The organism is Pseudarthrobacter sp. C4D7 (assembly GCF_013359725.1).
Taxonomy (GTDB): Bacteria; Actinomycetota; Actinomycetes; order Actinomycetales; family Micrococcaceae; genus Arthrobacter.
In genome coordinates, this window is the sequence record NZ_JABFMW010000011.1 from 70,168 (window position 1) to 83,962 (window position 13,795).

Annotated in this window: 13 protein-coding genes; 7 read left to right on the forward strand and 6 right to left on the reverse strand. The window is 66.9% G+C overall.

The features are described 5' to 3' along the window. Positions 1-34 precede the first annotated feature (34 nt). A complete protein-coding gene (locus HNO81_RS10170) occupies positions 35-811 on the reverse strand; it encodes a class I SAM-dependent methyltransferase (protein WP_175318037.1) in 777 nt (258 codons plus the stop codon). Positions 812-1,022: 211 nt separating this feature from the next. On the opposite strand from HNO81_RS10170, the gene HNO81_RS10175 reads away from it, so the two are divergent. From HNO81_RS10175 to HNO81_RS10185, 3 genes are all read left to right on the forward strand, one after another. Beyond that, a complete protein-coding gene (locus tag HNO81_RS10175; RefSeq protein WP_175318008.1) occupies positions 1,023-2,666 on the forward strand; it encodes an ATP-binding protein in 1,644 nt (547 codons plus the stop codon). 21 nt (positions 2,667-2,687) lie between these two features. Next, a complete protein-coding gene (locus HNO81_RS10180; protein WP_175318009.1) occupies positions 2,688-4,238 on the forward strand; it encodes a bifunctional diguanylate cyclase/phosphodiesterase in 1,551 nt (516 codons plus the stop codon). Positions 4,239-4,408: 170 nt separating this feature from the next. After that, positions 4,409-5,473: an EAL domain-containing protein gene (locus HNO81_RS10185; protein WP_217509284.1), complete on the forward strand. Its 1,065-nt coding sequence runs from the start codon at positions 4,409-4,411 to the stop codon at positions 5,471-5,473. Positions 5,474-5,534: 61 nt separating this feature from the next. Here the strand turns inward: HNO81_RS10185 and HNO81_RS10190 are convergent, their stop codons facing one another. The 3 genes from HNO81_RS10190 to HNO81_RS10200 form a co-directional block, all read right to left on the reverse strand. Beyond that, entirely contained in the window at positions 5,535-6,365 is an 831-nt protein-coding gene (locus HNO81_RS10190; protein WP_371818215.1) for a glycerophosphodiester phosphodiesterase, read from the reverse strand. Between the two features lie 42 nt (positions 6,366-6,407). After that, positions 6,408-6,671, reverse strand: coding sequence for a hypothetical protein (locus tag HNO81_RS10195; protein ID WP_175318010.1), 264 nt, complete (start codon positions 6,669-6,671; stop codon positions 6,408-6,410). Positions 6,672-6,795: 124 nt separating this feature from the next. After that, entirely contained in the window at positions 6,796-7,614 is an 819-nt protein-coding gene (locus HNO81_RS10200; protein ID WP_175318011.1) for an HAD family hydrolase, read from the reverse strand. A gap of 121 nt (positions 7,615-7,735) precedes the next feature. Here HNO81_RS10200 and HNO81_RS10205 point away from each other — a divergent pair, with 121 nt between their 5' ends. From HNO81_RS10205 to HNO81_RS10220, 4 genes are all read left to right on the forward strand, one after another. After that, positions 7,736-8,167 carry a translesion error-prone DNA polymerase V autoproteolytic subunit gene (locus HNO81_RS10205; protein ID WP_175318012.1) on the forward strand — a complete coding sequence of 144 codons (432 nt, stop codon included), beginning with the start codon at positions 7,736-7,738 and terminating at the stop codon, positions 8,165-8,167. A 26-nt stretch (positions 8,168-8,193) separates the two neighbouring features. Further along, positions 8,194-9,474 (forward strand): Y-family DNA polymerase, encoded by a 1,281-nt coding sequence (locus HNO81_RS10210; RefSeq protein ID WP_175318013.1) that lies wholly within the window; start codon positions 8,194-8,196, stop codon positions 9,472-9,474. Positions 9,475-9,592: 118 nt separating this feature from the next. Next, the gene (locus tag HNO81_RS10215) at positions 9,593-10,462 is read left to right on the forward strand and encodes an SDR family oxidoreductase (RefSeq protein WP_175318014.1); all 870 of its coding nucleotides are present in this window, start codon (positions 9,593-9,595) and stop codon (positions 10,460-10,462) included. A gap of 154 nt (positions 10,463-10,616) precedes the next feature. Continuing rightward, positions 10,617-11,795 (forward strand): ABC transporter substrate-binding protein, encoded by a 1,179-nt coding sequence (locus HNO81_RS10220; protein WP_175318015.1) that lies wholly within the window; start codon positions 10,617-10,619, stop codon positions 11,793-11,795. A 57-nt stretch (positions 11,796-11,852) separates the two neighbouring features. Here HNO81_RS10220 and HNO81_RS10225 read toward each other — a convergent pair whose 3' ends face one another. Beyond that, positions 11,853-12,794, reverse strand: a complete 942-nt coding sequence (locus HNO81_RS10225) for a carbohydrate kinase (protein WP_371818216.1) — start codon at positions 12,792-12,794, stop codon at positions 11,853-11,855. A 36-nt stretch (positions 12,795-12,830) separates the two neighbouring features. Then, positions 12,831-13,622, reverse strand: coding sequence for an alpha/beta hydrolase (locus HNO81_RS10230; protein ID WP_175318017.1), 792 nt, complete (start codon positions 13,620-13,622; stop codon positions 12,831-12,833). Positions 13,623-13,795 lie beyond the last annotated feature (173 nt).

Consider the following 13,795-nt stretch of genomic DNA (forward strand, 5'->3'; position numbering starts at 1 on the left):
CCCGCCGGGCCTGCGGGGGCGGCGTGCCCGCGAGCTACCGTCGGGGCCGGAGGACCGCGTAGTACCCCGGCACCCGGTCCTGGCCCGGCACGCCAGTCACCGGGTTGGTTTCGATGACCGTGTGGCCATCTTCAAGGACTTCCCAGGCCGATGCCGGGAACGCCCGTTCGCGCTCCGCGGGCCCGAAGTGCCCCGGCATGGGAAGTCCCCGGATGGCAAGTTCCAGCGGCGCCGGAATGCCTCGGGTGGTGGCTCCCAGGTGGGAAACATACTCCACCGGGTTTCCCTGGAAGTTGGTTTCCGCCATGAAGACGGTGCCGCTGCGGCCGGCCAGGAACCGGAGGTTTTCCACAAGTGCCACCTGGTCCGCCGGAGCGAGGACATGCAGGACTCCGCGGATGAAAATGTTGGCCCCGTCCGTGCCTGCGCCGAGGGACTCCGCAAGGGCGGCACCGGCACCCGGCGCGGTCATGTCGCGGGCTTCGAAGGACGGGCTGCCGTTCCCCGCGGACTCCTGCCGGGCCCGGGCAATGGCGTGCGGCGAAACATCCACGCCAACCACCCGGGGAAAGATACCCGCGAGCGCCCGGGTGAAACTGCCGTGGCCGCATCCGGCATCCACCACGGGAAGCGCTGGGTCCAGGTAGCGCAGGAGGCTTTCCTTGTAGCCCAGGAACTCGTGGTCACTGCCCGAATCCCACAGGACCTCACCGCCGGGACCCGTGGCGGTAATTCCGGCCCAGTAGGTGTCCCACGCCTTGTGCCGGTCCTTCGGCGCACCCCGCGACAATCTGACGAGCTTGGGGATCATCAGGTATTTCTGCAGGACGGACCGCGGTGATTTCGTTGGGGAAGACACGGTTCAAATATATGTTCCATCCCCGCCAACGGGCACGGCAGCGGCCCTATTACGGCGTGCCACGGGGAGGGCGGCAAGAGCGCAGAAGCGGGGCGGCGGGCAGTATGGACCCACGTGGCTCCCGTCCCCCTAGAATGTACTCAACTGGGAGGAAGGGAACACTGTGACGGCTCTGCCGAGTGTCGTGCGCCTGGCCCGCACCGCCGTCGTGGCCGATCCCGACGCCGGCCGCCTGTCCCGTAACGCCCAGGCACTGCGGGACGCCGGCTACGGCGTCCAGGAAGCGACGGACGCCGGCAGCCTTGCCGCACTGCTGGACGCAGGCCAGCCCTCCATCGTCGTCGCCGATGCCCTCCTCTCCCCCGTCCGGTCCGCGGCGCCCGTCCTGGTCATGATGGACCTGGACGATCCACAGGAGCTGGCCGCGGCCAAACCGGCCGGCGTCCACGACTGCATCGTCAAGCCGGCGGATCCCAAAGAGCTGGTTCACCGCGCCTCCGTCCTGATTGAGCAGGTGGCCCGGCGCCGCACCGCCCGCCAGGAAGCCGAGGGACTCCGTGAGCAGCTGCGCGAGGTTTCTGCCGCCGTGCGCGCCACCAACGATCCCCAGGAAATCGCCCAGCACGTCGTTGCCGGCTTCGGCCGGACCTTCAAAGCCGACCATGTCCTGCTGACCACCTTCGAGGACCACCGCGTCCCAGTGATCACCGCAGCCTGGCACCGGAAAGGACTGGCTGGCCTGCCCGCGGACGCCCTCCCCGGCGAGGACGAGGCCCGGGCCGCTGCGGACGCCCTGTGGGCCGGGACAGTGACGCCCACGCCGGACGGAAATGACACCGAGGCCAGGGCCGACGAAAAGCCGGCCAGGGCCGTGGCAGGAGCGGCCTCCACGCTGGCCGTACCCATCGGTGAAGGCAACTCGTCCCTGGGCATCATCTGGATCGCCATGATGGACCGGCCACGGACGTGGTCCAGCGCCGAACTGGGACTGATCCAGCACGTGGCCGGCAACGCAGCCTATGGGCTCATCCAAAGCCACCTGATCAGCAGCCAGCAGCAGGTGGTCAAGCAACTGAGGGAACTCGACAAGGCCAAGACGGATTTCCTGGCCACCGTGAACCACGAGCTGCGCACGCCGTTGACATCGATCATGGCGTACCTGGACATGATCCAGGAGAGCACCGAACACCCGGTGTCCAAAGAGGTCCACCAGATGCTGGACATCGTGGTGCGCAACACCGAACGGCTCCGGACGCTCATCGAGGACATGCTCAGCGTGTCCCGCGGCGGGCTGGATACCGCCGACATGCAGCTGGCGCCCGTACGCCTGGGACGCACGCTGGACCTGGTGGCCGCCGCCCTCCGCCCGCTGGCCACGCTGCAGAATGTGACCATCGATGTGGAGTCGGTTCCGGAGGATCCGGAGATCCTGGCCGACGAGGTGCAGCTGCAGCAGGTCTTCACCAACCTCGTCTCAAACGCCATCAAGTTCACGCCCAGCGGTGGCCGGATCGAGGTGGGCAGCGTCTCCCACGCCGCCGCGGACGGTTCCAAATGGGCCACCGTGCGGATCGCGGACACCGGAATCGGCATCTCGGACGAGGAAATCAACCACGTGTTCACCAGGTTCTACCGGGCCTCCAACGCGATGAACGGAGCCATCCCGGGAACGGGGCTGGGCCTGGCCATTTCCAAGGACATCGTGGACCGGCACGGCGGCCGGATTGATGTAGCCTCCACCCTGGGCACCGGAACCACCGTCACCGTCAGCCTTCCCCTCGGCACTGACCGCGGCCTGGCCAACTAGGCGCCGAAGGAGGACTGGCCCATGTTTGCCAACGACGATCCCCGGCTCTCCCAGCTCCTGGAAGGCATTGTCCGGCTCGCCTCCGGCGACCTCACGTCGCGGATAGAGGTGTCGCCGGCCAGGGATGAACTCGATGCGATCATCATGGGCACCAATCTGCTGGCCGAGGACCTGCAGGTGATCTACGAGGAACTTGAACAACGGGTCCAGGTCCGGACCCAGCTCCTGCACGAAGCGCACCTCGAGATGCAGAAGATGGCCATGCAGGACCCACTGACCGGGCTGGCCAACAGGTCTGCGCTGCTCGATGCCCTGCGTGACGCACTGGAATCCCGGGCGGCGGCCGACGGCGGCCGGACCGAAGAAGGCCCGGTCATCCTGCTGATGGACCTGGACGCGTTCAAATCCATCAACGACAGCCTGGGGCACACCGCCGGCGACCAGGTCCTGGTCACCGTCGGCGAAAGGCTCCGGACCGCGGTGCGGGCGTCCGACGTCGTAGCCCGCCTGGGCGGCGACGAATTCGCCATTGTGATGCCCTCCGCCTCAGCGGACCAGGCCACGATCGTGGCCCACCGCATCCTGGCCTCCCTCAGCGAACCCATTGAGCTTCCCGGACGCAGCGTGCGCTGCGGGGCCAGCATCGGGCTCAGCGTGGGCAGCGGGGGCCAGAGCCCGGAGGACATGCTGATGGAGGCGGACGTCGCCATGTACGCCTCCAAGGCCGAGGGGCAGAACAAACTGCACCGGTTCGAACCCTCGCTGCTGCTGATGCGCCGGCTGCGCAGCCAATTGGTGGACGACTTGCGGGCGGCCATCAAAAACGACGCGCTGACGCTTCATTACCAGCCGGTGGTGGAGCTTGCCACCGGGCGGATCGAAGGCGTGGAGGCGCTGGTCCGGTGGAACCACCCCACCCGTGGCTTCATCATGCCTGACGAGTTCATTCCCCTCGCAGAAGAGGCTGGGCTGATCTCAGAACTGGGCCTCTGGGTCCTGCGGACCGCCGTGAAGCAGCTCCGCGCCTGGATCGACGCCGGCCTGGCGGACAGCAGGTTCTCCGTGCGCATCAACATTTCCGCGACCGACCTGCAAAGCCTGCAGTTCATTGAGGACGTGCGCAACACGCTCAAGGAAACCGGCGTCATGCCCGGGCAGGTTGTCCTGGAGCTGACGGAAGTGGCGATCGTCAAGGGAAACGAACTGGACCGCTATTCATTGGGCGGGCTCCGGGGCCTGGGCGTCGGCATTGAAATCGATGACTTCGGCACCGGCTATTCGTCCATCAGCTACCTCCGCCGGCTGCCCGTGGACCGGGTCAAAGTGGACCGGTCACTGATCACCGGGCTGGAGAGCGACCCCAGCCAGCCCGCGCTGGTGGCGGCGGTACTGCAGCTGGTGCGGGCCTGCGGGCTGGAAGCGGTGTGGGAGGGCGTTGAGACGGCGGAGCAGGCGGAAATCCTGCGCGGCCTGGGTTGCCACAGCGCCCAGGGCTACTACTTCAGCCGTCCCGTTCCGCCGGAGCGAATTCCCGAACTGCTGGCTGACCAGCAGGAAAGCGCTAACCAGTAATGCAAAAACTACTGCACTTTTCGGGCTGCCGTTATACGATCAGCGTGCGGTGTCTGGTTTTTCGCCGCCTCGGAAATCAGGTTTCGCAGCACCGTAATTTATAAGGCGTTTGGACATTTGAACATTATGGGGCCATCGGGTCATTACTTCGTCAACTGGGGGCGTTGCTAATGTCGGTTCGGGTACAGGCATGGGGAATTATCGCCGCCGTGCTGGCGGATACGGATCCTGCGGGAACGGCCGTCAGGCAGCGGCTGAGCAACAGCCTCGATGAGAATCCCGGCGTGCCCGAAAGGGCCCTGCTGGAGTATCTTCTCGAGACGCGGCGCAGCGACGCCAATATGGTGGAGACGCTGGAATCCGCAAGGGGCATGCGCCTCACTCCGCCGGCGCTGCCGCCGCAGTTCGCGGAGCAGTTGGACGCCATCCGCAGCACGTCCAGGATCAGCACGTTGCTTCAGCACCAGATGCTGATGACCGCTTTCCAGCCCATCTACGGGCTGGAGGGAAAGACTGTCGTGGGCGCGGAGGCACTCTCCCGCTTCGTCAGCGACGACGGCGCAGCCGCCGAGCTGTGGTTTGCCGAAGCCGCCGCGGTGGGGCTGGGCGCCAACCTTGAATTTTCTGCGCTGGGATCGGCGGCTGCCGCCGCCAAGGACCTGCCCGAAAACCTCTATGTATCCCTCAACATTTCCCCCACTTCCTGCCTGGACGCGCGGCTGCCGGAACTGTTCGACCACATCGAATTACCCATCCACCGGGTGGTTCTCGAATTAACCGAGGACATTCCGGAAGAGGAATACCTGCAGTTCCTTTCCGCCATCAATCCGCTGCGGGAAAAAGGGCTGCGCATCGCCGTCGATGACACCCACACCGGTGCCGGCGCGCTGAGCCGCATGATCCACCTCCGGCCCGACTTCCTCAAAGTTGGCCGCAACGTTATCGGCGATATCGACAAGGATGGCCTCCAGCGGGCGCTGGCGGCATGTTTGGTGGATTTTGCCGAATCCATCGGCGTCACCCTGGTGGCCGAAGGCATCGAGACGGTGGGGGAGCTCAAGGTCCTCACCGAGCTGGGGATCAGCGCGGGCCAGGGGTACCTGCTGGGCCGGCCGTCGGTGCGGCCCAAGGACTGGAGCACCTGGAACACCCGCCTGGATCTGGACGGCCTGGAGCGTCAACTGGCAGCTCCAGGGGAAACGCGGGCCATTCCGCGCGGTACTGAGATTTCCTGAAGTTCCGACGCAGGCGGCGGGGCGGGGGGATTGTCCCCCCGCCCGCGCGAACATACCGGGGCTAGCCTGGCGCCCCGCCGGCCTGCCCGGGCTTCTCCGGCCACTGTCCGCGGAGGCGCATGACGTCGCGGAGCAGGTCCGCCCGGTCCGTGACGATGCCGTCCACGCCCAATTGGAGGAGGCGGTGCATTTCGTCAGCATCGTTGATGGTCCACACGTGCACCACAAGGTCCAGCTCATGCGCGCGCCGGATGAAGCCCGGGGTGACAACGGGAACCCGGCCATAGCGGACGGGCACCTGCAACGCCTGCACGTCCCGGAGGACTCCGCGCATCAGCCGTCGAAAAACCGGCCGGGGAAGCACAGGACCCAGCAGCGTGAACAAGGCATTCGACCCCACTCCGGCTGACGAAGCGACGGGGCGGCTGAGCAGCTTGAGTACCGCCCGACGCCGCCGGTCCGAGAAGCTGGTGACCAACACGCGGTGGTGCACCTGATGCCGCTCGATTGCCGCAGCGGTGCTTTGGACAGAGCCCCAGTCCTTGACGTCGAGGTTCAGCCGCGCCCCGGGAAGCTGGGTGACCAGTTCGTCAAACGTGGGGATGGGCTCGCGGCCGTTGATCCGCGCCTTTGCCACATCTGCCGCCGGCAGTTCAGCCACCCGGCCCCGGCCGTCCGTGACGCGGTCCAGGGTTTCATCGTGGAACAGCAACAGCACCCCGTCCGCGGTGGTGTGCACGTCCGTTTCGAGGTAGCGGAAGCCCAGCTCGACGCCCGCCCGGAATGCGGCCATCGAGTTTTCCAGGCCGTCCGCCGAGAATCCGCGGTGGGCCATGGCGAGGGGAAGCTGCCGCCCGTCGTCGTCAGGGTGCTCAAAGAATGGCAGGCTCACACTGCGAGCCTACCGCTCCCCCCAGCGAGGCGGTTCCAGGGATCAGTCCAGGCAGGCGGTCTCTTCGCAGGGACGGATGTCCACGCCGTCAGCGCAGTGCAGCAGGGTCCGCCCGCGGCCGCCGTCCAGGTGGACCCACACCGCCGTGTGGTCTGCCGTAATGGTGTCCACCACGCCGCCTGCCTCAAACCCGGGCGTGAACAACACCCGGACCCGGTCGCCCTGGCGCAGCTGCTTCCAGTGCGGGGCGGGCGTTGCTGTGCGCAGCGGCCCATCGGCCGCGTGCTGCCTGACGTTTCGTGCCATCATTGCCCCCTTCGAGCCGGCGGGAGGGTGCCTGCTCTCCACGCTTGACCTTACTGGCCGAAGGTAAACGCCAGGTGAGCGGAAGCTGTGAAAATGGGTGGCCGGGCTCCGAAGGGGCGGGGCGTCAGGAAAACTGGACGCCCAGGGAAGCAAGACGGGCCTCCAGAACCTGGGCCACGCCGTCGTCGTCAAAGTGCGGCGCCTGCTGCCCCGCCGCACGGATGGCTTCGGGATGGCCGCTGGCCATCGCGTACCCGTGGCCTGCCCAGCGGAGCATCTCAATATCGTTGGGCATGTCGCCGAAGGCCACCACGTCAGCAGCATCGATGCCCAGCGCGCCGGCGTATTCAGCGAGGGTGACGGCCTTGTTCACGCCCGGGCGCGAGAGTTCCAGCATGGCAACGCCCGGCGAGGAGTGGGTGGTGGCGGCCAGGTGCCCGACGGCGGGGGCCACCTCCGCGAGGAAGTCGTCCGGGGTGCCGTCGCGGAGGATGGCGAGGAACTTGACCACGCCGTCCCCGGTGGTGAGCGTGTCCTTCAGCGGCGCCGGCGTGAATTCGGCGAGCAGTTCGCTGGATTCGTTCTCGATGAAGCCCGGTTCAAGGTGGAATCCCGTGAGCGTTTCCGCGGCGAACAGCGCTGCGGGGCGGAGCGCCTTGATGATGCGGCGCGCTTCCAGCACGGCGTCGATCGAAAGCGTGCGGGCGGAAACCAGCCGGTCCGCCTCAAGATCCCAGACCACGGCACCGTTGGAGCAGATGACGCGGCCGGTGTGGCCCAGCTGTTCCTCAAGCGGGTGCAGCCAGCGGGGCGGCCGGCCGGTCACAAACACCAGTTCGACGCCGGCATCCCGGCAGGCGTGGAAAGCCCGGACAGTGCGGTCACTGATTTTTCCATCGTGTCCGAGGATTGTTCCGTCAATATCGCTTGCTACCAGCCGCATTCCGTAAGTCTACGTGGGGCTTTGGCCGGCGTCGCGCGCAGCTGGTCCCCGGGGACTGCCCGTTGTCAGCCCCCGGGTCTACACTGAAACTATCGAACATATTTTCGAATAAAGGTGTGTTGTGGGCGTTATTGTCGGTCCCCGCGTGATAGATGCGGGCGTTTCGTTGTTCTCGGTGCTGATTTCGCCGGTGGCGGTCGCGGCGGGCTTTCCGTCGCCGGCGCAGGACTACTTCGACGGCCGGATCGACCTGAACGCGCACCTGATCAAGGACATCACCAGCACCTTCGTGGTCCGCGTGACGGGCGATTCCATGGAGGGCGCAGGCATCAGCGATGGAGACGAATTGATCGTCAACCGGGCCCTGGAACCAGTGGACGGGTCCGTGGTGATTGCGGTGCTGGACGGGGAGCTTACCGTCAAGCGCCTCCGCATCACCCGGTCCGGCGTGGTGCTGCAGACCGAGAACCCCAAGTACGCGGACATCCACGTCCCTACTTTGTCCGAACTGACCATCTGGGGCGTTGCCACCAGATGCCTGCACCACGTCTAGGGGGTCCGGTGCCCAAGGCTGTCCCCATGCGGCAGATGCCGCAGATCGCGCACGTGGACGTCAATTGCTTCTACGCCTCCGCGGAACGGGCGTTCGACCCCTCGCTGGAGGGACGCCCGCTGGTGGTGCTCTCCAACAATGACGGTTGCGCGGTGACCCGCTCCCCGGAAGCGAAGGCGCTGGGCATCGCCACCGGTGAACCGTGGTTCAAGCTCACTCCGAGGGCCAAGGAGTGGGGGCTGGTGGCAAAATCCAGCAACTATGAGCTGTACGGCGATATCAGCTCCCGGGTGATGGAGCTGCTGGGCAGGTATTCGGCCTGGCTTGAGGTGTACAGCATTGATGAGGCGTTTCTGGGCGTGAAGGGCTCCCCCGAGGATCTGCTGTCCCTGGGCCGCAGAATAAAGGAGTCCGTCCGGCGGCATGTGGGGGTTCCCGTGTGCGTGGGCATCGCCCCCACCAAGACCCTGGCAAAACTGTGCAACAAATGGGCCAAAAACAATCCCGGCTTTGGCGGCGTCTGCCTGTGGGCCGCCGTTCCGGCCGGGATGCGCCAGACCCTGATGGCACGGCTGCCCGTGGAGGAGATCTGGGGCATTGCCGGCCGCCTGACGAAGCGGCTCAATGTGCTGGGAATCTTCACTGTTTTGGACCTCGTCATGGCCGATCCGGTGATGATCAGGGACAAGTTTTCGGTGGTGCTGATGCGCACGGTCCTGGAACTGCGGGGGACCCCGTGCATTCCCATGGAGGAAGAGCGCATCGGCCGCGACCAGCTCATCTTTTCCCGCTCGTTCGCCACCCCAGTGACCAGCGCCGCCGGGCTCAGGGAGGTGCTCAGCGTCTACGCCCAGCAGGCGGCCGCAAGGCTCTCCAAGCACCGGCTGCAGGCAAAGGTCCTCACCGCGTTTGCTGCCACGTCCCCCTTCCGGGACCAGGAACAGGCCTACCCCTCCGTGTGCGTCCGGCTGCCGATGCCCACCGCGGATCCGTTGCTGCTCACCAGGGCGGCGCACGCATTGCTCCCCAATGCCCGGGACGGGCTCCGCTACGCCAAGGCGGGCCTGATGCTCACCGACCTGCGGCCCACGGGGAACCAGCCCCCGCTGGAGCCCTTCGAGAACCGGCACGAGGAACGCGGCATCGGGCCACTGCTCGAGGACGTGAGCCGCCGCTTCGGGAGGGGAACCATCGGGCTGGGGCACGCAGGGATCAGGTCCGGCCTGGACTGGACCATGAAACGCGGCATGCGCTCGCCCCGCTATACGACGGACTGGGACGAGCTCCCCGTGGTCAAAGCCGCGTGAGGCGCCCCCCCTGGCGGACGGGCGGGCTGGGACGGCCCGCGCCAGGCTGGCGGGACGGCTCCATCCAGGGGACACTTCAGGAAACCGATGAGCGCAGCGCCAGCAGCAAGGACATCCCATGACCGACGAACAAAGCACCAGCCACGCCAACCGAGTAGTCCTGATCACCGGAACCTCCACCGGGATCGGGCTCGCAACGGCCATCGAGACCGCCCGCGCGGGCTGGACCACCATCGCCAGCATGCGCGATGTGGCCCGCGCCGATGCCCTGCGCACCGCAGCCGGGGAAGCCGGAGTGAGCCTGGACATCCGCCCACTCGATGTCACTGACGCTGCAGCCATAGAGCGGGAAGTGGCCTACTGCCGCGACACGTACGGCAGGCTCGATGCGCTGCTCAACAATGCCGGCTCCGCGGCGGTGGGCACCCTGGAAATGCTCGCCGTCGAGGACTTCCGCAGCGCCATGGAAGTGAATTTCTTCGGCGTTGTGGCGCTCACCCGAGCCGCCATGCCGCTGCTGCGGGAAAGCCATGGACGCGTCATCACCATCAGCTCCGTGGGTGGCGTGGTGGGCCAGCCCTTCAATGAAGCCTATTGCGCCGCCAAGTTCGCCGTCGAAGGGTTCCTGGAAAGCCTTCAACCCGTGGCAAAGACCGTGGGCGTGGGCGTCCACGTCATCGAACCCGGTGCCGTGGCGAGCAACTTCGTCGCCAACGCGGGAATCGATGCGGGCGCACTCGTGGCATCTGCCGGACCATACGGTCCTGCCATTTCCGCATACCTGGCCCGGACCAGCCGGCAGTTTGCCAGCAGCAGCGCCCAGGAACCGGCGGAGGTTGCCGCCGTCGTGCTGGCCACTCTTGAGGACAGCAACCCTGATTTCCGGATCCAGACGTCGCCGTGGGCGCACGATTTTGTCCGGACCAAGCTGGGCGACCTGGACGGAAGCCGGGTGACCGGCCTTACCGCGGGCTGGGTGGAAGGCTGACTCTGCGCAAGACGCCGGATGACGGTTCCTGACGCCGCGCTACGGCGCGTTGAGCGTTCGCGTCGCCGCGTGAACGCCCGCTACGGGATTGATTGTGGGGCAGCTGGGCGCTCCGTAATCTCGTTTCAGCATCCGCCCCAGCAAAGGATTTTCCATGGCAAACCAGCAGGACAAGACCCCAGGGACCCAGCCCGGGTCCACCCGCATCGTCGCAGGCCAGTCAGCCAGGCCCAAACGCCCGGTGGGCCTGAAGATCGGCATCGCGGCCGCCGTCCTGGCCCTCATCGGCGGGGGTGCCGCCGTCGCGTCCGCCGTGTCCAGCGGTGCACCGGCAGCCGCACCGGAAGCTGCCCCGTCCGGCAGCCCCGCCGCGGAACTGAAGCTCGGCTATTTTGGAAACGTCACGCATGCCCCGGCCCTGGTAGGCGTCAGCAAAGGCTTCATCGCTGATGAACTGGGCAGCACCAAGCTCACCACCCAGGTGTTCAACGCCGGCCCGGCAGCCATCGAAGCCCTGAATGCCGGGGCCATCGACGCCACCTACATTGGCCCGAACCCTGCCATCAACTCCTACGTCAAGAGCCAGGGCCAGTCGATCAACATCATCGCCGGCGCCGCCGCGGGCGGGGCGCAGCTGGTGGTCAGGCCGGACATCAACTCCGCCGCCGACCTCAAGGGCAGGACGCTCGCCTCCCCGCAGCTCGGCGGCACCCAGGATGTGGCCCTGCGCGCCTGGCTCTCATCCCAGGGGTACAAGACCACCGTGGACGGCGGCGGTGACGTGGCCATCAATCCCACCGAGAATGCCCAGACCCTCAAGCTGTTCCAGGACGGGAAGCTCGACGGCGCGTGGTTGCCTGAACCCTGGGCGTCACGCCTGGCGCTGGATGCCGGCGCGAAGGTGCTGGTGGATGAAAAGGACCTCTGGGACGGCTCACTGTCCGGCAAGCCGGGCGAGTTCCCCACCACCATCCTGATCGTGAACCAGAAGTTCGCGGCGGAGCATCCGGATACCGTCAAAGCCTTGCTGCGGAGCCACGTGAAATCGGTTGAGTGGCTCAACAGCGCCTCCGCCGGCGACAAGGCAGGCGTCATCAACGCAGCCCTCAAGGAGGCGGCCGGCGCCGAGCTGAAAGCGGATGTGATCGACCGCTCCTTGAAGAACATCGTCTTCACCGTCGACCCGCTGGCCGGAACGTACCAGAAGCTCCTGGCCGACGGCGTCACCGCAGGCACCACCAAGCAGGCCGACATCAACGGCATCTTTGACCTGCGCGCCCTGAACAGCGTTTCCACCGCAAAGACCTCAGCCGCGGGCCTCGGCAAGGAGTGAGAACCCCATCGCCTTTACTGCCCACTCACTGAGAGTGAACGCTCAAGACTCCTGCAGCTACTGACCCAAGGAATGCAGCTCCTCCCGCGTCGGCGGGTTGGCGCCCGGGCGGGAAACCGTGACGGCAGCAGCGCGGGCGGCATGGGCCAGAAGTTCCGCCAGCCCCTCAGCGGGAAGGTCCCGCAGGTCCTGCCGGTTCTGGGCCCCGTCAAGCTCCCGGTCCACCAGGCCGGACAGCAGCGCCGCCATGAACGAATCCCCGGCGCCCACGGTGTCCGCAACGTCCACCTTCGGCGCGGGCACGGACGTTTCCCCGGAACGGCACGCGCCCCACGGGCCGTCCGCGCCGCGGGTCACCACCACCATCGCCGGCCCTTCCTCACCGCCGAGCGCCAGCCACTTGCGTGCCGAATCCAGCACGTCCTGCCCGGGATAAAGCCAGGCGAGGTCCTCGTCGGAGGCCTTGACCACATCGGAGAGCGCCACGAATTTCTCCGTCTGCCGCCGGGCATAGTCCACATCCGTGATGATGCTGGGCCGGCAGTTGGGGTCGAAGCTGATGGTGGCCGAGGGATGGGCATGTTCGACGGCGGCCAGCACGTCGGTGGCCCCCGGCGCCAGCATCGTGGCGATGGAGCCGGTGTGCAGCAGGGTGGTGCCCTGCAGCATGAAGCCGAGCCGGTCGCCGATGCCGGGGAGCTCCCAGGCGAGGTCGAACGTGTAGGTGGCGGCGCCGTCGTCGTCAATCAATGCCGTGGCCACGCTGGTGGGCAACTCGTCCGGGGGCAGCGGCAGCATGACCGAACTGGCCCGCAGGTGCGCCGCCACGGAGTCGCCGTAGGCGTCCCGGCCGTAACGGCCGATGAACTGCACCGGATGGTCAAGCCGGGCCAGGCCCACCGCGACATTCAGGGGACTTCCGCCCACATGGGCCTCAATTCCGGAAGCGCGCTGGACAACGTCAACAAGGCCTTCGCCGATCACTGTGAGCATGGTCATACTCTGCCAGAAAGAGGCCTGCGTCAGCAGTTCGTGTCAGCCGAGCAGCTTTCCAACCAGTTCGCGGCACGTCACATATGCTTCTGCGGCGGGATCGATCAGCGCGAAGTGGTCGCCCGGTACGCTCACCAGCTGCGCCGGGGCGGGCCCGGAACGGCTGGCCTCGACGTACGTTGTGGACATGGCAAGGGGAACATCCGCATCTTCGGTCGCGTGGACGGCGTAGACGGGAACCTCCAGGGGCAGCGCGGCCATGGGATCGGCCGTGCGGTGGCGTCCGGGGAAGTCCGACGACGGCCCGCCCAGCAGGTTGCCCACCGCGCCGTTGCTGAGGCCCAGCCTTTCGGCTTCGGCCAGGTTCAGCACGCCGGACTGGCTGACCACTCCGGTGAGGCGGACGCCGTCGTTAGCGTTTTTAACCTGGCAGGCTTCCGCACCCAACCCAGCCAGCCGGTCCCGGCCCGCAGCCCATACCGCCAAGTGGCCGCCGGCGGAATGGCCGAGCGCCACCACCCTGCCAAGGTCCAGCGAGTAGGGCCCTGCGAGTGCGGCAAGCGTGTCGATGCCTGCCAGGATGTCCTGGAAGGTGCCCGGCCAGCCGCCGCCATTGCCGGCGCGGCGGTACTCCAGGTTCCAGGCGGCCATGCCGTGCCCGGCCAGGTCCTTCGCCAGCGGCTCACCCAGATCGGCGCCGTACGTGGAGCGCCAGTAGCCGCCGTGGATCACCACCACCACGCCCCGGTGCGTGCCGCCCGCAGGAAGATCCGGCAGGAAGAGCTCCCCCCACTGGCTGGGGTCCGGGCCATAGGAATAGCGGTGGCGTTGCATCCTGCCGACACTACCGGTCCTATCCAAGGCCAGGGCATCAAACTGGCCCACTTTCGGGTGGCCAACGGCGGCGCGTCCACCGTTTTGCGCGCCCCGGCCCGCCATAACCGGGCCAGTGTGCGAGCTTTTTTGGCCATCCCCGGCGCCTGACGTTTAGCCGGCAGCCGTTGTGG

Coding starts and splice junctions, on each gene's coding strand:
- HNO81_RS10170 (WP_175318037.1), bottom strand. CDS start 811: ATGATCCCCAAGCTCGTCAGATTGTCGCGGGGTGCGCCGAAGGACCGG.
- HNO81_RS10180 (WP_175318009.1), top strand. CDS start 2,688: ATGTTTGCCAACGACGATCCCCGGCTCTCCCAGCTCCTGGAAGGCATT.
- HNO81_RS10185 (WP_217509284.1), top strand. CDS start 4,409: ATGTCGGTTCGGGTACAGGCATGGGGAATTATCGCCGCCGTGCTGGCG.
- HNO81_RS10195 (WP_175318010.1), bottom strand. CDS start 6,671: ATGGCACGAAACGTCAGGCAGCACGCGGCCGATGGGCCGCTGCGCACA.
- HNO81_RS10200 (WP_175318011.1), bottom strand. CDS start 7,614: ATGCGGCTGGTAGCAAGCGATATTGACGGAACAATCCTCGGACACGAT.
- HNO81_RS10210 (WP_175318013.1), top strand. CDS start 8,194: ATGCGGCAGATGCCGCAGATCGCGCACGTGGACGTCAATTGCTTCTAC.
- HNO81_RS10215 (WP_175318014.1), top strand. CDS start 9,593: ATGACCGACGAACAAAGCACCAGCCACGCCAACCGAGTAGTCCTGATC.
- HNO81_RS10220 (WP_175318015.1), top strand. CDS start 10,617: ATGGCAAACCAGCAGGACAAGACCCCAGGGACCCAGCCCGGGTCCACC.
- HNO81_RS10225 (WP_371818216.1), bottom strand. CDS start 12,794: ATGACCATGCTCACAGTGATCGGCGAAGGCCTTGTTGACGTTGTCCAG.
- HNO81_RS10230 (WP_175318017.1), bottom strand. CDS start 13,622: ATGCAACGCCACCGCTATTCCTATGGCCCGGACCCCAGCCAGTGGGGG.